Source organism: Flavobacterium psychraerolatum (genome assembly GCF_025960985.1).
GTDB lineage: Bacteria > Bacteroidota > Bacteroidia > Flavobacteriales > Flavobacteriaceae > Flavobacterium.
Map to the genome: position 1 here is coordinate 1 of NZ_JAOQMX010000064.1, position 17,452 is coordinate 17,452.

18 protein-coding genes are annotated in these 17,452 nt (G+C 33.4%); 9 read left to right on the forward strand and 9 right to left on the reverse strand.

The genetic code is table 11. The features are described 5' to 3' along the window. Positions 1-64: 64 nt before the first annotated feature. Positions 65-868, forward strand: a complete 804-nt coding sequence (locus M2326_RS16585) for a hypothetical protein (RefSeq protein ID WP_264620663.1) — start codon at positions 65-67, stop codon at positions 866-868. Further along, positions 849-1,238: a response regulator gene (locus tag M2326_RS16590; protein ID WP_264620664.1), complete on the forward strand. Its 390-nt coding sequence runs from the start codon at positions 849-851 to the stop codon at positions 1,236-1,238. The genes M2326_RS16585 and M2326_RS16590 overlap by 20 nt, the downstream gene beginning before the upstream one ends. Before the next feature lie 193 nt (positions 1,239-1,431). Here M2326_RS16590 and M2326_RS16595 read toward each other — a convergent pair whose 3' ends face one another. The 9 genes from M2326_RS16595 to hisS form a co-directional block, all read right to left on the reverse strand. Next, the gene (locus M2326_RS16595) at positions 1,432-2,229 is read right to left on the reverse strand and encodes a Cof-type HAD-IIB family hydrolase (RefSeq protein ID WP_264620665.1); all 798 of its coding nucleotides are present in this window, start codon (positions 2,227-2,229) and stop codon (positions 1,432-1,434) included. Positions 2,230-2,402: 173 nt separating this feature from the next. Next, complete coding sequence (locus M2326_RS16600; RefSeq protein ID WP_264620666.1) at positions 2,403-2,621, reverse strand: DUF2007 domain-containing protein; 219 nt, start codon at positions 2,619-2,621, stop codon at positions 2,403-2,405. 311 nt (positions 2,622-2,932) lie between these two features. Beyond that, the gene (locus M2326_RS16605; RefSeq protein WP_264620667.1) at positions 2,933-3,604 is read right to left on the reverse strand and encodes a DEAD/DEAH box helicase; all 672 of its coding nucleotides are present in this window, start codon (positions 3,602-3,604) and stop codon (positions 2,933-2,935) included. Between the two features lie 333 nt (positions 3,605-3,937). After that, positions 3,938-5,101: a sigma-54-dependent transcriptional regulator gene (locus M2326_RS16610; protein ID WP_264620668.1), complete on the reverse strand. Its 1,164-nt coding sequence runs from the start codon at positions 5,099-5,101 to the stop codon at positions 3,938-3,940. A gap of 311 nt (positions 5,102-5,412) precedes the next feature. Further along, positions 5,413-6,735, reverse strand: coding sequence for an ABC transporter permease (locus M2326_RS16615; RefSeq protein ID WP_264620669.1), 1,323 nt, complete (start codon positions 6,733-6,735; stop codon positions 5,413-5,415). Between the two features lie 74 nt (positions 6,736-6,809). Next, positions 6,810-7,727 (reverse strand): ABC transporter ATP-binding protein, encoded by a 918-nt coding sequence (locus tag M2326_RS16620; protein ID WP_264620670.1) that lies wholly within the window; start codon positions 7,725-7,727, stop codon positions 6,810-6,812. Positions 7,728-7,860: 133 nt separating this feature from the next. Then, a complete protein-coding gene (gene dnaJ, locus M2326_RS16625; protein ID WP_264620671.1) occupies positions 7,861-8,979 on the reverse strand; it encodes a molecular chaperone DnaJ in 1,119 nt (372 codons plus the stop codon). Positions 8,980-9,027: 48 nt separating this feature from the next. Continuing rightward, positions 9,028-9,570, reverse strand: a complete 543-nt coding sequence (locus M2326_RS16630; RefSeq protein ID WP_413603278.1) for a nucleotide exchange factor GrpE — start codon at positions 9,568-9,570, stop codon at positions 9,028-9,030. A gap of 1,053 nt (positions 9,571-10,623) precedes the next feature. Next, complete coding sequence (hisS, locus tag M2326_RS16635) at positions 10,624-11,994, reverse strand: histidine--tRNA ligase (protein WP_264620673.1); 1,371 nt, start codon at positions 11,992-11,994, stop codon at positions 10,624-10,626. Between the two features lie 635 nt (positions 11,995-12,629). Here hisS and M2326_RS16640 point away from each other — a divergent pair. The 7 genes from M2326_RS16640 to M2326_RS16670 all read left to right on the forward strand — a co-directional run bounded on the left by M2326_RS16640 (position 12,630) and on the right by M2326_RS16670 (position 17,247). Further along, positions 12,630-12,929, forward strand: a complete 300-nt coding sequence (locus tag M2326_RS16640; protein WP_264620674.1) for a nucleotidyltransferase family protein — start codon at positions 12,630-12,632, stop codon at positions 12,927-12,929. Continuing rightward, positions 12,922-13,263 carry a HepT-like ribonuclease domain-containing protein gene (locus M2326_RS16645; protein ID WP_264620675.1) on the forward strand — a complete coding sequence of 114 codons (342 nt, stop codon included), beginning with the start codon at positions 12,922-12,924 and terminating at the stop codon, positions 13,261-13,263. Before M2326_RS16640 ends, M2326_RS16645 begins: the two co-directional genes overlap by 8 nt. A 439-nt stretch (positions 13,264-13,702) precedes the next feature. Next, a complete protein-coding gene (locus tag M2326_RS16650; protein WP_264620676.1) occupies positions 13,703-14,011 on the forward strand; it encodes a helix-turn-helix domain-containing protein in 309 nt (102 codons plus the stop codon). Between the two features lie 3 nt (positions 14,012-14,014). Beyond that, complete coding sequence (locus M2326_RS16655) at positions 14,015-15,376, forward strand: DNA cytosine methyltransferase (protein ID WP_264620677.1); 1,362 nt, start codon at positions 14,015-14,017, stop codon at positions 15,374-15,376. Between the two features lie 2 nt (positions 15,377-15,378). Then, a complete protein-coding gene (locus M2326_RS16660; protein WP_264620678.1) occupies positions 15,379-16,443 on the forward strand; it encodes a hypothetical protein in 1,065 nt (354 codons plus the stop codon). 221 nt (positions 16,444-16,664) lie between these two features. Continuing rightward, the gene (locus M2326_RS16665) at positions 16,665-16,811 is read left to right on the forward strand and encodes a hypothetical protein (protein ID WP_264620679.1); all 147 of its coding nucleotides are present in this window, start codon (positions 16,665-16,667) and stop codon (positions 16,809-16,811) included. Between the two features lie 175 nt (positions 16,812-16,986). Continuing rightward, positions 16,987-17,247 (forward strand): hypothetical protein, encoded by a 261-nt coding sequence (locus M2326_RS16670; RefSeq protein WP_264620680.1) that lies wholly within the window; start codon positions 16,987-16,989, stop codon positions 17,245-17,247. The last annotated feature ends 205 nt before the right edge of the window (positions 17,248-17,452 follow it).

Genomic DNA, 17,452 nt, shown 5'->3' on the forward strand with positions numbered 1-17,452 from the left:
CAAGAGGTTATAGAAATTCAGGAAATTTCATAAAAATGGTGTATTATTTAGGAAATGCCTAAAAATGCAATTCCACTATTTTAAGCGAAGAGCCAGAATTTTGTTGAATGAAAAAAAATTACAAGAATTAAAAACTGAAGAAGTTTCAAAATTATCAGATAGAAGTCAATATGTAAATCGAGCTAATAAGACCATGCATTTTGTAAGAAATAGACTTGGGCCAATATCTAACTTAGTAAAACAGATCGAATTCTTAGATAAAGTTCCTGAAGAAAAATCTGAAGATTTCAGAAGACTAATACTAAAGGAAAATGAGAGAGCAAAAATAGAATTGAAAAACATTTCAATCAGAGCTGATGACATGTTGGAAAAGAGTAAAAACCCTTTCGTTTATAATACCCTATCAGATATATCTATAGCAAGAATGTTCACGATTTTAAAACAAAACGTATCCTGCTTTTTTCCACAACTGATAGTTAGCACATCCATAAAAAATTTAGATAAAAAATTATTTGTAAAAATTAATGAAGAAGGTTTTGAACTAGTATTATCTGATTGGCTTAATAATATTTATAAATATAAAAATGATTTTGTTGATATTCATTTTATAATTGATAACGAACATTTAAATATAAAATTCATAAATAATCATAAATTAGACAATAATAATATAGAAAATTTAATATCTGATTTAACCTCAACTGATCGAAATGAAATAATGAAGAGGACGACACATGGATTATTTATTTTAAAATCCACGTTAGAAGATATGAATATTCCTATTACAATGACTCACAACAAATTAGATAAATTATTAACATTAACTCTAATATTAAAAACCTTTAAGAATGAAAATAGCAGTATTTGAGAATGAATATGAATCTGTAAAAGGATCATTTGAAACCGCAAATTTAGTAGATTTCAATAACGAACTAGATGTTCATGTTTACCCATCCTCACAATTAGCAAATTTGCTACTTATTGATCAGTTTAGTGTGATTTTTATTGATATTGACTTATCTACTAAAAGTGAACTAGATGGTTTTGGTCTTATAAAAAAGTTAGATGAAATTAGTAACTTAATTAATAAAAAAATCATAATTCTTACAGGTAATAATAAAATTGAGGATGCATTAAAATCTCGAAATATAAAATCAGATATATATCATATCATAATTAAACCAACGAATTTCTTAGAAATATCAAAAGCAATTACTAGAGTAACAAATCCTCGATAGTCTACCATTTTCATACTTATCAAAAAAATATCTTCTCATATTACCAAAATCAAAAAACTCTATCAACTTTAATGACCTTTTATAGTTAATTTTGTAGGATATTAACATCCTGAAAGAGCGATGGAGTCTACAGAATAAGTTCAAAGCCTAGCTTCCTTAAAACTACTATGGATTCCTTCATAACATCTAAAATCTACCCCAAAATATACTTCTCGATAACCTCAGCAACTCCGTGATTATTATTTGATGCCACAACCACATTGGCTCTATCTCTTAATTCAGGCTCTACATTATCAACCCAAACACCTAACCCTGCATATTCTACCATCGTTAAATCATTTCCTGCATTCCCTACGGCTATGATTTCACTTTGTTGAATATTTAATTTTTCTGCCAAAATTTTAATGCTGTACGCCTTATCGATTCCGGTTTGGGCAACTTCTAGGAAAAAAGGTTTCGACATGCAAATACTCAAATGAGGCATGGTTGCTTTCAAGTCTTTTTCGACCTTTTTTAAGTACGAAGGCTCTTCGAGCAAAATACATTTTATAGCCGACTTGTATACCGCCTTTTTAAAATCAGGAACAACATTGTGTTTCAATCCCGTAATGTTCAGCTCCACATCAATATATTCAGAATTTGTTTCGCTCACTACCTGCCCATCCAAATAAGTAATTATATGTGTTTTACTTTTTTGACTGTAATCATATAACGTATGTATTTGCTCCTGTGTAAGACTTTGTTCAAATACAATTTCGTTCGTTTTTAAATCAGTAATCACTGCTCCGTTATACGAAATCATAAAAGAATTCTCCATATTCAAATCCTTAGCATAATCAAGCATTGCAGGAGTTGGACGCCCAGATGCAAGAATCACATATACACCCAATTCTTGCGCTTTGGTAATCATCTCTTTATTCTCTTTTGAAATAATATGGTCATCATTCAACAAGGTATCATCCATGTCTAAAACCAGCATTTTGTATTTCATATTTTATTATAATAGGATTAATTTATTTTTCACCTCGCGATAGCGCTAAATCTGAAAACTAATTTTGAATAGTCCAACTAAAGCAGCTGTCAAATCGAGTGCAGCCGAGCCTCTTTCATTAGAGTAACTTCATTGTATCAAAGGTATCTCGACTGTGCTGATACGACAAACTGTTAAATACTCAATCGAAATTCCTCAATTACTGGATGTACTTTACCATATTCTGTTTCTTGAACAAACAATTCAACTGCTTGACCGTAACTTCCAAAACCAGCCAATCGAGCCGACTGAATATTGTCTTTCATCACAACATCAATACCTATTGCCTCAATTTTTTCTTTTAAAGCCAAAGCTAATATTTCACTTCCCGAAAACACTTTCATTAATCCCATAATTTCTATATTTTAAATTATATTATTTACTGCAATATTATTATCACCTCTTCATGAAAACTTTCATTCTCATTCTTCTCCACCTAACTTTGGTTTATAAACCAAATACAAAAACACCCCAATTACGAAAAGTACTTAACCTAACTGAATTTTCATCAGGAATCAATTAATCTTCTTTAGCATGAAAATATAATTATAATTTTATTGAATCATTCGTACGCTATCACTGTAAACTAAAAAAAACAAAATATACCAAAAATACAATAGTTAAAATTTAAGAGTTTTTAAAATACCCTCAAATAAAAAATCAATTATTTCTCTTCTTCTATGTTCTCTTCTTCTTCACTCTCTTCTTCACTCTCTTCTTCATACTCGTCAAATTCAAATTCAACAGGCTCAACCAATATTTTATCTGCTAATGATTCTATACGTTCCGTCATTTCGGTTGCAAAGATGATTCTTTGAGTTTTGGCAATACTACTTGAAATACGTGCGATTTTTGTTTCGTGACGTAATTTCAACATTGGATCTGCATCATCTACGATAAACATTTTCAAACGGTTCACATTATATCCTGCAGTACTCAACATTTCGCTTAATTTATGCGGTGTACCTACCAAAACATCCACTCCACCCGAGATATAATTTTTGTCATAATCGGTATCCCCTTTGTCGTGTGTACCATAAACTGTCAAATCGGTATGTGCTCCTAGTTTTTCAAATATTCCTAGCATTTCGACTACCTTTTCTTTGTCTTGTACCACAATCAAAGCTCTTGGAGATTGTTCTCCTTCTTTGACCAGTTGCTGAATCACATTTAAAACAATAGTTGTTGTTTTACCTGAACCAGCTGGTGCCAAAATCAAACAATCTGCCCCACTTTTAATGGTTGAAAATGTTTCTTTTTGCAAATCATTTGCTTGAGTCAATCCACAATCAATAAGTGATTGCTGAAGTCCTTCGTTTAATTTTTTTAATTTCATCTTTTTATTTAGGATTTTAGAATTAGGACTAAGGATTTTACTAAAAAAGACTAGTTGTTTTCACATCCACCTCTTTTATAATTCCACCTACCACTTTTATCTAAATCAATTCTATACTCAATACTCAATCTTAATTCTATAAATAGCTACTTATACATTTGGGCGTGACCCTCCAAATTGCTTCGTCGAAACTCCTCGCAAGGTCGGGTCGGGCTTTCCGTTCCCGCTTTTTTTTATCCCGTAAAAAAAACGGGATAAAAAAAGAGCTCCACTATAATCCCTCACGCAAAACATAAAAGGTACTAAAATTAGAACTTATTTATATTTCAAAACCTACTTTGAAGCAAAAAGCTTCACATCTTCTTCTGATATTTCTATTCCACCAAGTATAATCAATCGCTCGATTACGTTTCGCAATTCTCTAATATTTCCAGTCCAATCATAAGCTTGTAATAAATTCACTGCTTTGACCGAAAATTTCTTTACTGCTGTTCCTTGTTCAGATGCTATTTTATTGGCAAAGTGCGTAATCAAAAGTGGAATATCTTCACGTCTGTCATTTAAAGATGGTACTTTAATTAAAATAACAGCCAATCGGTGGTACAAATCCTCTCTAAAGCGGCCTTCGGCAATTTCTACTTTTAGATCTTTGTTGGTAGCTGCAACTACTCGAACATCTACTTTGATATCCTTGTCTGCACCTACTCGCGTAATCATATTTTCTTGCAAAGCACGTAAGACTTTGGCTTGAGCCGATAGACTCATGTCACCAATTTCATCCAAGAAAATGGTTCCTTTGTCTGCGGCTTCAAATTTTCCCGCACGGTCTTTTACGGCAGAGGTAAAGGCTCCTTTTACGTGACCAAATAATTCACTTTCTATTAATTCTGATGGGATGGCGGCACAATTCACTTCGATTAATGGAAAATTAGCACGATCACTTTTCTCGTGTAATTGATGTGCAACCAATTCTTTTCCTGTACCATTTGATCCTGTAATCAGCACTCTGGCTTCTGTAGGTGCCACTTTATCAATCATTATTTTGATTAAATCGATGGCTTGGCTTTCGCCAATCATTTGGTAATTTTTGGAAACTTTTTTCTTTAGAATTTTATTTTCGACAACCAGTTGTTTTCTGTCTAATGCATTTCTTACCGTATTAAGCAAACGATTCAAATCGGGTGGTTTTGAAATATAATCAAAAGCGCCCAAACGCATCGTATTGATAGCGGTTTCCATATCGCCATGACCTGATATCATGACCATCGGAATTTCTGGTTTAATTTTTTTGACTGCTTCAAGAACCTCAACACCATCCATTTTTGGCATTTTGATATCACATAGCACTAAGTCGTAATCGTTGTTTTTTATTTTTTCGAAACCAATAGATCCATCCTCCGCTTCTTCCACTTCGTAGGTGTCGTTTTCTTCTGAAAGTATTTTGGTTAATACTCTTCGAATAGCAGCTTCGTCTTCAATAATTAATATTTTTGGCATCTGTTTATTTTTAAAAGGCTGTTGGCACTTAGTTGTTGGCTGTTGGCTTTTCTCCTGGGTTTCTATTTTTGTGTTTAAAAATGACTGTATAGGCAAAAAAACCTTAAAATTCACTCTTTAGCCCTGATTGAGCCGATATCCTCGTAGCGTAGCGGAGAGATAAAGGCGAAAGCAGGAACTTTAATTACTGACAATAACCAAGCCATTCGCTACTGAACATTATTTTTAGCTGTTGGGTGTTGGCTTTTGGCTTAACGTTGTTTACTACAAACTCATAACCTATAACTCCAAACTGATAACCGTTAACTTCCTTAACCCGCATACTTCAACCAGCGGTACAATTCTTTCCAGCTTGGTTTTTTTCCGTACATCAAAATTCCTACTCTATAAATCTTGGCAGCAAACCAAACTACACCAAAAAAAGTTCCAAATAAAATCGTCACTGATATAATGATTTGCCACAAAGGTACGCCAAACGGAATTCGCATGAGCATGACAATGGGCGATGTGAGTGGAATCATTGAAAAAACCACTGCTATGGTTCCGTGTGGATCATGTACTACGCTAAAAAAGCCAATATAGACGCTCAACATTAGCGGCATGATGATTGGCAGAAGAAACTGTTGTGAGTCAGTTTGATTGTCTACTGCTGCTCCAATGGCGGCATAAAAGGAACTGTACAAAAAGTATCCTCCAATAAAATACACAATAAATCCAAGTAAGATTGATGCTATGGGTAAGTTCCATAATTCTTTGATGTACATTTGAACAGTGCTCATCATTTGGGTTTGTTCTACTGTCATTATTTCTGGGGTTAATCTAGCGGTTGGCCCTACATTAACGCCTAAAAAATAGGAGGCAAAAGTCATAATTGACAATCCTAGGATAGCCCAGATTAAAAATTGCAAAATACCAGCCAAGGATGTCCCGATGATTTTGCCAATCATCAATTGAAATGGCTTTACTGATGAAATAATAATTTCGATAATGCGATTCGTTTTTTCTTCAATCACCGAGCGCATGACCATGTTCCCGTACATGATAATAAACATCATGATTAAATATCCAAAAGCTCCTCCTATAAAAATCTTAATTTCGTTAAGACCTTGTATGGTTTCTTCTCCAGATGTTTTGGCCAAATTAAGCACCACATGCGATTCGGCTTTCTTGATTGCCAGTGTATCTATGTGGGCTTTTTCTAGGTTCAGTTGAGTGATTTTTTTGCCAATCACGTCTTGAATGTTTTCGATAAAAGAAATACTAGGACTCGTATTGGCTATTAACTGAATTTTGTTTTCTAAGGCAGTAGGGTCTGTTGTATTGGGGATCAATAATAATCCTTCGTAACTTTGATTGGTAATGCTGTCTTTGAGATATTGAACCTCTATGGGCGATAAATCGACATACTTGTATTCGGCTTCCTTTTTATTTTGCACTATTAATTCTTTTACAAAAATACCTGAAGGGTCGTGAATGGCGATGCGTTTGGTATCTGATTTCATCGAGCTTAAATAGCTGATAAAAACCGTGATAGCTACAAACAACAACGGGCTTAAAAAAGTCATTACAACAAAAGACTTATTGCGTACTTTGGAAATAAATTCTCTTTTAATAATTAATGAAATGATGCTCATTATGATTTATAATTAAGGATTGAGGATTAAGGTTTTTTTAGTTCCATAACCTAAAATCGAATTTTGTATGAATACTAACTAACTGTTTGAATAAAAATATCATTAACAGACGGAATTTTTTCTACAAAATGGGTGACTTGCCCTTTTTGGACCAAGATATTCAGCAACTCGTTTGGTGTTGCATCCCCAATATGTATCTCCAACTTTAACTCGTTGTTCAAAGATTTGAAATGTGCAGGACCAACCGTAAATTTTTGAGTGATGGCAAACATTAAACCCTCAACATCAGAACTTAAAATTCCCACTTCGTAACTGTTGGTACGAAATTGTCGTTTAACATCGTTCAATTTCCCTTCTATTAATTTATTGGATTCGTGAATTAGGGCAATTTCATCACAAAGCTCTTCGACGCTCTCCATGCGATGGGTCGAAAACAAAATGGTAGTTCCTTTTTGTTTCAATGCTAATATTTCGTCTTTGATGATGTTAGCATTTACAGGGTCAAATCCAGAGAAAGGTTCATCCAAGATCAACAATTTTGGCTGGTGCAAGACGCAAACCACAAACTGAATTTTCTGCGCCATCCCTTTGGATAATTCTTGAATTTTTTTGTTCCACCAACCTTGAATTTCGAGGCGATCAAACCAATAGTCCAATTGCTTTTTGGCTTCAGCTTTGGACAATCCCTTCATTTGTGCCAAGTACAAGCATTGTTCACCTACTTTCATGCTTTGATACAAACCTCTTTCTTCGGGTAAATAACCAATGTGCTGAATGTGTTTTGGCTGTAGCTTTTCGCCATCAAGTATAATCTCGCCACTATCTGGCAATGTAATTTGGTTGATGATTCGAATTAAGGATGTTTTTCCGGCACCATTAGGCCCTAAAAGCCCATAAATACTACCTTTTGGTACGCTTAACGAAACTTCGTTCAAAGCAGTATAATCTCCGTATTGCTTGACAACTTTGTTGACTTCAAGTAAGTTACTCATTCTCTCTTTTGAATTTGTGTAAAAGTAAAGAAATCGAAGCGAAATCCTTCGTTTTACAACCTAAAAAACCCATCCTCTTTACTAAAAAAAAGGATGGGTTTTATATTTTAAAGAAAATAGATTCCGTTTCTAATTACGAAAACATATCTTTTACTTTTTCAAAAAATGATTTATCTGATTTTTCAGGATTCGGAATAAAATGATCGTCTGTTAGATTTTTCTCGAAAAATTGTTTTTGGTCTTTGCTCAACTCTTTTGGAGTCCAAACATTTACATGTACCAACAAATCTCCACTACCATAACCATTGATATTTGGAATACCTTTCCCTTTCAAACGAAGAATTTTACCCGATTGGATTCCGTCTTCTAGTTTGATACGAACTTTACCATTTATAGCTTCAATATCTTTTGAAACTCCCAAAACTGCTTCTGGAAAACTGATATATAGATCGTAATGTAAATTTTCACCTTCTCGTTTCAAAAATTCATGTTCCAATTCTTCAATAGCAACAATTAAATCTCCTGGCACACTATTCCCTGGCGCATCGTTACCTTTACTAGATACCTTTAATTGCATTCCATCAACGACACCAGCTGGAATTTTGATAGAAACGGTTTCATCTTCCAAAATCATTCCTTGACCATCAGCCTCAGAAGGTTTTTTGTCCAATTGCTGACCAGCTCCTCCACAAGTAGGACAAGTAGTAGCCGATTGCATGCGACCCAAAATAGTATTGGTTACACGCATTACCTGCCCTTGACCGTTACAAGTAGAACATGTTTTATAGCTTACACCTGGCGCTTGCACCTTGCGTTTTACTTTTACTTTTTTCTCCACACCATTGGCAATTTCTTCCAATGTCAATTTGACTTTGATACGAAGATTACTTCCTTTAACTCTTTGTGGGCCACGAGAACCGCCACCACCAAATCCGCCAAATCCACCACCAAAGATATCTCCAAACTGACTGAAAATATCGTCCATGTTCATACCACCATGACCGCCACCGCCGCCAAAACCTCCAGAACCATCAAAGGCTTGATGACCATATTGATCGTATTTACCTTTTTTGGCAGGATCGCTTAATACTTCGTAAGCTTCTGCTGCTTCTTTGAACTTTTCTTCTGCCGTTTTGTCTCCTGGGTTTTTGTCAGGATGAAACTCAATGGCTTTTTTTCGGTAGGCCTTCTTAATAGCTGCAGCATCTGCACCTTTAGCAATTCCTAATATGTCGTAAAAATCTTTTTTCATTGTATTCTTTTTTGTTGAAAATTAAAGCAGAGCGTCTATACGCCTAAATTATTGCCCAATTACAACTTTAGGAAAACGAATAATTCTATCTCCAAGTTTGTATCCTTTTTCAAGAACATCCACAATCTTACCTTTCAAATCGTCTGAAGGTGCTGGTATTTGTGTGATTGCCTCTGCAAAATCTGCATTGAATTCATCTCCTGCTTTTACATCAACTACTTCTAAACCTTTGGAGTTTAGCGTGTTTTTTAATTTTTCATGAATTAATTCAACCCCTTTAGAAACGGCTTCATTTTCTGCTTTTGCAATTTCGATAATCGCTCTATCAAAATCATCCAAAACGGGTAACAAAGCTCCAACAACATCAGCATTGGCTGTTTTAAACAATTCAATACGCTCTTTTGTTGTTCTTCTCTTGTAATTTTCAAATTCAGCAAATAATCTCAAAAATTTATCTTTTTCATTTGCTAAGTCTCTTGTTAATTGTTCTTCAACAGTTAATTCTTCTGCAAGAACTTGCTCCTCGGTAGCATTGTTATCCAATGTCACATCCTCTATTTTTTGATCGATTTCTGTATTTTCAGTAGTCATATTACCTTTATTTTTAAAAATATTCTTAAACATATTTTGAACTTTCTTTTGGAAAGCAAAAGTACTGCCAAAACGTTCTAAACGTCAAATTGTCAGTTACATTTTTGATAAACACAAAAAGAACTGTTATTTTTTCATTATTAATTAAAATTTTATTACAATTTTAAGAATTATATCAATTGTTTTATTTAAGTTTGTAATATATTCTTTTAACAAAGAATCTCCAATCTTGTATTTACATTATTAATTCACCATACTTAATATCAAAAAAAGCTTTGTCTTCTAGAACAAAGCTTTTTTTATGCGTTATAGTTTTTGATTCTATCTTTTATGGATACGAATGTTACGATTATTTTTGGACACGAATTTCACGAATTTGTACAAATGCTGTTGGCTGTAAAATGAATTACACTAATGACTGGCCAATGTACCCATTATTTTGGACACAAATTTCACGAATTTGCACAAATGCTGTTGTCTGCAAAGTGAATTACACGAATTTATTTGAGGACGAACCAATTTTTCTGGACACAACCCGAGCGACAGCGAACAGGCGAAGCCATTTCAAGAATTCGCACTAATGCTGTTCGTCTATAAAATCAATTACACTAAATTTCTCTATTCCTGCATATTTAATACAAATGCATAAATCAAAATATGACTTCCCCTGTATGTACTAAAAAAACACATCACGCAGATTTTGCTGATTTTAGTAGATCAGTTAGGTGTAATCTGCAGAAATCAGCAAATTCTGCGTGCCATTTCTAATTTAGACCAACTAACAGATTATCAAAATCTAAAAATCTATTTTTATCAGCGTTCCATTTTCCACGTTAGTCATTAATCTACAACTGAAAAATCCGTTTTTATCATATTATTCGCGATAGCGAATCCGTTTTATCAGCGTTCAATCTCCAATATTAGCAACTACTCTAAAAAAGAAAAAATCCGTTTTCATCAGCGTTTTGGCGATAGCCAATCCGCTTTATCAGCGTTCCATCTTCCACGTTACCTACTTCCCTACAAAAGAAAAAATCTATTTAAATTAGCGTTCTATATAAGTGCCGCTTTCAATTCCTCTAGGTCTAACATAGTCTGTTCTCCTGTTGTCAAATTTTTGAGAGCATACTTTCCTTGGCTCATTTCATCCTCGCCTGCGATTACGGCATAAGGAATAAAACGTTTATCAGCATGTTGAAATTGCTTCCCAACTTTTGCGTTATCTGGATACAATTCCACTTTAATTCCCGCTGCTCTCAATTGTTTGATCGCGTTCATCGCATAAAAAGACTCTTTTTCGCCGTAATTAATAAACAACGCTTTAGTCGAAACCGTTACCGTTTGTGGAAATAAATTCAGTTCTTCCACCACCAAATAGATACGGTCTAGTCCAAACGAGATTCCGACACCGCTCATGTTTTTCAAACCAAAGATTCCAGTTAAATCGTCGTATCGACCACCACCACCAATAGATCCCATGGCTACACCTTTGGGAGCCGAAACTTCAAAAATAGCACCTGTATAATAATTCAGTCCACGAGCCAAGGTTACATCTAAGTCCAATTCCGCCGTTGACAACCCTAACTGAATTACGTTTTCACAAATAAAACGCAGTTCTTCAACACCTTTCATTCCTTCTTGCGAATCGGCTAATAATTGTGCCAGTTGCTCTAATTTCTCAGTAATCGTTCCGGTGAAAGTAAACAAAGGTTGCACTTTGGAGATTGCGTCTTCAGAAATACCTTTTTCGATCATTTCTTTCTTTACGCCGTCTTCGCCTATTTTGTCCAACTTATCCAAGGCAACAGTAAAATCAATTAACTTATCCGAAGCTCCAATTACCTCAGCGATTCCAGACAATATTTTGCGGTTGTTAATCTTTACGGTTGCACCTGCCAATCCCAAATCGGTAAAAACAGCGTCATACAATTGTACCAATTCCACTTCTTGCCAAAGCGATTTGGAACCTACAACATCGGCATCACATTGAAAAAATTCTCTAAAACGACCTTTTTGAGGACGGTCAGCACGCCAAACGGGCTGAATTTGGTATCTTTTAAATGGGAATTCAATTTCGTTTTGATGCTGTACCACGTAACGAGCGAAAGGCACGGTTAAGTCATAACGCAAGGCTTTTTCAGAAATGCTTGCTGTTAATTTTGTACTGTCTTTTGCCTCTAAATGTCCCGCATTGGCCTTCGCCAAATAATCTCCCGAATTCAGGATTTTAAAGATTAAGCGGTCGCCTTCCTCTCCGTATTTCCCCATCAGGGTTTCCGAATTTTCGAATGAAGGCGTTTCAATCGGTTGAAAACCAAATTTCTCAAAATTGGTTTTTATTGTTTGTATGATGTATTGTCTTTTTGCCACCTCAGCAGGTGAAAAATCTCTGGTTCCTTTAGGAATACTTGGTTTTGATGCCATTATAATAGTTTAAGATGTTGGATTTTGGTATTTAGATTTCGAAAAACGAATATTCCAAAACCGAAATTTAAAATCTCTGCAAATATCTTATTTTTAATAGAAATCTGTTTATAAAAACGGAAATTAAATTTGGAGGTTTTTTTGAAACACATAGAATCATAGAATTTTGATTGAACCTAAAAGAAGGCGTTTCACTCTCAGAGGAAACATAGATTTTCCTTAAACCATTTAAGAAATTGAAGAACATTTAAGAGGAACGGATATGCATCTAACTTAAAATCTTGGAGAAAATATTTTAGGATTAGACAGCGTATTAATTTGTTTTTCAGGCGCCTAATCCAGTTATTCGCTATAGCCCTCTTTCATAATGCTTTTTTTACTAGATCGTTACAGGAGCTTCCTCCGGTCGCTCTGTAACTCCCGTAAAAAATAGCCTTTTTCAGTCGGGGCTGCCGCTACTACCTGGGGCGTGGGCGAGTTGGATGTTGATTGATGTTTATCTATTCCAATTAAATACAAAAAATAGTAAGCAATTTAAAATCCTGCAAAAACAAAAAGCTACAAACACCTTAGTAAAACAGAACATAAAAAAATCTAATATATTTTGCGTATTTTTGAAGTTAGATATTTACACCATGAATTTGATACAGAATTACAGCAAAGAGATAATTAACTTATGTAAAATACATAAAGTTAAATCTCTGTATGCTTTTGGTTCAGTACTTACAGACAAATTCAATTCTGAAAGTGATGTTGATTTAGTTGTTGATTTCCAACCAATCGATGTTCTTGATTATGGCGACAATTATTACAATTTAAAATTTTCTTTAGAAGACATTTTCAAAAGAAATGTTGACTTACTAGAGGAAAAAGCACTGCGAAATCCATATTTCATAAAGACCTTAAATCAAAACAAAAAACTTATTTATGGATAACGATTTAAAGACTTGGCTTTATGATATTTTAAGCTCCATAAATGAAATCGAAAGTTATTATGTTGAAACCCCTAAAATGTTTGAAATTTATCAAAATGATTTAAGAACCAAACGAGCAGTTGAACGTAATATTGAAATTATTGGAGAAGCAATGAGCAGAATATTAAAGCAAGATCCTAAAATTGAAATTTCTAACTCACGGAAAATTGTTGACGTAAGAAACAGAATAATCCACGGTTATGATTCTGTTTCCGATGCTGTAATTTGGGGAATTGTTATTAAAAACTTACCCGTTTTACAAATCGAAGTCGAGAAATTACTAAACGATAAATAAAGCACCATTGTCATCCTAATCAAAGACTACGCTTCTCCTTTAAATAATCGCTTTTATTTGTAGAAAAAAAACAAAGAATTGGTATTCACTCTGTAACTCCCGTAAAAAATAGCATTTTTCAGTCGGGGCTGACGCTACTAGCTGGGGCGAAAACGAGTTGGATGTAGATTGGTGATTTTGGATATCTTTTCAAAAAGACTTTAAGTGATTTATAAGTTTTGTTTTATATATTTGAAAGTGGAAAATAAAGCGAAACTAACCCTCGCCAATCTACCATAAGATGGGTGTATATTAAGAAGATTTGTTTCGCCTATACATTAGTTATGCGACACCCCAAAACCACATCGCAGAAATCCGACATGAAATCTAACAATCAAAATTTGCACAATTCAAAATGACAACTTATATTTGACAAATGTTGTCAAGTAAAATTATTCATATGGAAAAAGTCGGACAAATAATCAGAGCAAAAAGAGAAAGTTTAGGTTTACTACTTCGACAAGTAGCAGCATATCTAGACATTGACCAAGCTATTTTAAGCAAAATTGAGCGTAGCGAACGTAAACCAAGTAAAGATAATATAATAAAACTTGCAGAAATTCTAAAACTTGATAAAGAAGATTTATTAGTTCAATTTATCAGCGACAAAATTGCTTATGAAATCGCAGAAGAAGATTTTGCAAACAAAGTTTTAAAAGTTGCTGAACAAAAGGTGAAATATTTAAAGTCTAATCTTGTAAAAAACTAAACTATGCGAACAGAAATAATGGAAAGAGAATTAAGCGTAGTTGAAGAACCGCAATTGGATTTTTTATATTATCCAAAAACAACATTAAGGACAACCAAAGAAGAAAATAAAGAAACATTGAATGTTCTTTCACTTTTTTCAGGTTGCGGTGGAATGGATTTAGGTTTTGAAGGTGGTTTTTCAGTTTTACAACAATCAATCAATGAAATTCTAACACCACATTTTATTGATAAAAAAGAAAAGAACGGTTTTATAAAACTAAAAAAAACAAAGTTTAAAACTGTTTTTGCTAACGATATATTAATAGATGCAAGAAATGCTTGGATAAATCATTTTTCAAAAAAAGGACATAATGCAGAATATTTTTATAAAGATAGCATAGTTGACCTTGTCAAAATGTATCGAAATGGTGTAAATGTTTTCCCTGAAGATGTTGATGTTGTAACGGGCGGTTTTCCTTGTCAGGACTTTAGTGTTGCAGGAAAACGAAATGGTTTCACTTCACACAAAAATCACAAAGGAGAACTCATAGAAAATGAGACAGCTTCGGCTGAAACTCGTGGGCAACTTTATATGTGGATGAAAGAAGTTATTGAAATTACTCAACCAAAAATTTTCATTGCAGAAAATGTAAAAGGATTGGTAAATCTTGGAGATGTAAAATCAATTATTCAAAAAGATTTTTCATCAGCAAACGGAAATGGCTATATTGTTCTTGACCCACAAGTTTTACACTCTGCAAATTTTGGTGTTCCACAATCCAGAGAAAGAGTGATATTTATCGGCATAAAAAAATCGGCACTTAATAAATTGGTTTTAGCCGAATTAGAAAAAGAAATTATTTCAGAACAATATAACCCTTATCCAAAACCTACTCATTCTTACACAATTGAAAGAGAAAATTTAAAACATTTCGTTCAGCTAAAAGATGTTTTCAAACATTTAGATGAACCTGAAAATTCAGAGGATTTATCCCAAAGGTTTTACTCAAAAGCAAAATTCATGGGTAAACATTGCCAAGGACAAACTGAAATAAAACTTCCAAGTATATCACCTACAATTCGTTCTGAACATCACGGTAACATTGAATTTAGAAGACTTTCAAAAGAAAATGGCGGTCAAATAGAAAGTGAATTAAACAAAGGATTGAAAGAAAGACGACTAACAGTAAGAGAATGTGCTTTAATTCAAACTTTTCCACCTGATTACGATTTTGTTATTGAAAACAAAAACGGTAGAAAAGGTTCGTTTTTGGTTAGTCCATCACAAGCATATAAAATTATTGGTAACGCCGTTCCACCACTTTTAGCATATAATTTAGCTAAAAGAATTGAAGATATTTGGGATTTATATTTTAAACAGTAAGAATGATAGTTTCAGTAAATTCAGACCCCAACAGAAGTGAATTTGATATGTTACTCAGCTCTACAATTAGCGAGTTGAATATTCACGCAAAAAAATCATCAAAAAAAATAGAAACACTTTTAGGCAGAAATCTTGAACCCTATGTTAGAGATGTAATGACAGATTTAGCCGTAGGAACTGTTTTTGAAAACTCAATTGAGTTAATTGGCGGACAAAAATTCCCTGATATTATAGCAAAAAAATATTATGGAATTGAGGTTAAAACCACAACTCAAAACCATTGGAAGACTACAGGAAATAGTGTCTTTGAAGGAACAAGAGTTGACAGCGTTGAGCGTATTTTTATGCTGTTCGCAAAGTTGGCAAGTCCAATAGAATTTCGTTGTCGTCCTTATGAAGAAGTACTTTCCGAAGTTGTAGTAACGCATTCTCCACGTTATTTGATAGATATGAATTTGGAACAGGGCAAGACAATTTTTGATAAAATCAAAACACCTTATGACACATTCCGAAAAAATGAAAATCCAATTAGACCAATTGTTGATTATTACAAAAGCAAACTAAAACCAGGCGAAGAGCTTTGGTGGATGGATGCTGAAAACAATAGTAAACCGAGTAACATTGTTATCCAAATTTGGAGCAATTTATCATTAAAAGAAAAACAAGAACTAAAAAACAAATCTATGGTTTATTTTCCTGAACTCTTTGGAAACAGAAGTGATAAATTTGGTAGAATTGCAATTTGGTTAGTAACGCGTGAAGCAGTTGTTTGTCCAAATGTTAGAGATTTATTTACGGCAGGTGGTAAAAATGATTATATAATTGGCAAAAAGGTTTATGAAAAAGTGCCAAGAATACTTTTAAACTTGTTTGATAATATTCCAAATATAGTTGAAACAATTATGCAAACATCTGCTTTTGAACTTTCAGAATATTGGGAAACCAAAACCACAGAAAAAACAAAATTGTTTGATTGGATGGACTTGGTAACAGAACACTCAAAGAAAATTCAAGATGCAAAACATTTACCCATTAAACAAATATTAACAGAATTGACTCTAAAATAGAAAGGGGCGACATATGTGGTAAATTCACATTTATCTTTCGCATAAATTTTATCTTAGCCGAAAAATAATCGGTTACGAAGTTCGCCAAATCTGCAAGCCGTGCGCCGTCAGGCTGTGGAAAAACACCAGATCGCTCTGATATACACAAATACTATCGATACAGATAGCGCGGAAATTTTTTCCGTGCCCACAACAACATTTTAACAAAAAACAATAAGAGAATGAAAATATACAGTTTAAATGAAGTAGTAGATAAATTCATTGACAAAAAAGGAATAGCAAATAGAGCTAATTATGAAAACGAATTAAAGATTAATTTAAGTGGTCAAACCATTGAAAAATCTCAAAAGAAACAAGACAAACGCTAAAATTAATTTTAACCAAGAATTAATTAATACCAATACTACAACCTACTATAATTAAAAGCTTTTTTAAACTGAGACACTATTATAAATTTCAAATAAATCTAACTGAACACACAAAATAAAATTGTAGTAGTGACCAATTGAAAAAAATTGTAATTTTATATAAAACAACTAGGTTATGAAATCACAAATTATTTTAAAATTATTCGAAATAACCCAAGAGTTCATAAAAGACAAATCCAAAGCACGTGAGTTTGTTTCTAGGATAGAGCAAACTATTGATGCAAAATTTGACTCACAGAAAGATTATTTTGTAAGCAAAAAAGACTTATACGAAGTAGAGACTAAAATATCTAAATCTATATATATTATTGGTTCAATCCAGTTCTTAGCAATCGTTGCATCAGTACTTGCTATTATTGGTTTTATGACAAAATAAATATAGTCTCCATTCCAGTTATCACGCAATACTCTTAGTAAATAAGAATCTAATAGTGTGGAATATCAACAATAAATCTCAAATTTACAATTCATAAAGCCCCACTACCGTATTTTAGCCCCTTATAAGTTCAGAGTGATATTCTAAATTTCAAATAGTACATTTGAGATATGAAATACAAGAAATGGAGTTTAGAAGAGAAGTT

Bases quoted from the DNA above. Each gene is read 5' to 3' on its own strand.
- M2326_RS16585 (WP_264620663.1), top strand. From the start codon at position 65: ATGCAATTCCACTATTTTAAGCGAAGAGCCAGAATTTTGTTGAATGAA.
- M2326_RS16590 (WP_264620664.1), top strand. From the start codon at position 849: ATGAAAATAGCAGTATTTGAGAATGAATATGAATCTGTAAAAGGATCA.
- M2326_RS16595 (WP_264620665.1), bottom strand. From the start codon at position 2,229: ATGAAATACAAAATGCTGGTTTTAGACATGGATGATACCTTGTTGAAT.
- M2326_RS16600 (WP_264620666.1), bottom strand. From the start codon at position 2,621: ATGGGATTAATGAAAGTGTTTTCGGGAAGTGAAATATTAGCTTTGGCT.
- M2326_RS16605 (WP_264620667.1), bottom strand. From the start codon at position 3,604: ATGAAATTAAAAAAATTAAACGAAGGACTTCAGCAATCACTTATTGAT.
- M2326_RS16610 (WP_264620668.1), bottom strand. From the start codon at position 5,101: ATGCCAAAAATATTAATTATTGAAGACGAAGCTGCTATTCGAAGAGTA.
- M2326_RS16615 (WP_264620669.1), bottom strand. From the start codon at position 6,735: ATGAGCATCATTTCATTAATTATTAAAAGAGAATTTATTTCCAAAGTA.
- M2326_RS16620 (WP_264620670.1), bottom strand. From the start codon at position 7,727: ATGAGTAACTTACTTGAAGTCAACAAAGTTGTCAAGCAATACGGAGAT.
- dnaJ (WP_264620671.1), bottom strand. From the start codon at position 8,979: ATGAAAAAAGATTTTTACGACATATTAGGAATTGCTAAAGGTGCAGAT.
- M2326_RS16630 (WP_413603278.1), bottom strand. From the start codon at position 9,570: ATGACTACTGAAAATACAGAAATCGATCAAAAAATAGAGGATGTGACA.
- hisS (WP_264620673.1), bottom strand. From the start codon at position 11,994: ATGGCATCAAAACCAAGTATTCCTAAAGGAACCAGAGATTTTTCACCT.
- M2326_RS16640 (WP_264620674.1), top strand. From the start codon at position 12,630: ATGAATTTGATACAGAATTACAGCAAAGAGATAATTAACTTATGTAAA.
- M2326_RS16645 (WP_264620675.1), top strand. From the start codon at position 12,922: ATGGATAACGATTTAAAGACTTGGCTTTATGATATTTTAAGCTCCATA.
- M2326_RS16650 (WP_264620676.1), top strand. From the start codon at position 13,703: ATGGAAAAAGTCGGACAAATAATCAGAGCAAAAAGAGAAAGTTTAGGT.
- M2326_RS16655 (WP_264620677.1), top strand. From the start codon at position 14,015: ATGCGAACAGAAATAATGGAAAGAGAATTAAGCGTAGTTGAAGAACCG.
- M2326_RS16660 (WP_264620678.1), top strand. From the start codon at position 15,379: ATGATAGTTTCAGTAAATTCAGACCCCAACAGAAGTGAATTTGATATG.
- M2326_RS16665 (WP_264620679.1), top strand. From the start codon at position 16,665: ATGAAAATATACAGTTTAAATGAAGTAGTAGATAAATTCATTGACAAA.
- M2326_RS16670 (WP_264620680.1), top strand. From the start codon at position 16,987: ATGAAATCACAAATTATTTTAAAATTATTCGAAATAACCCAAGAGTTC.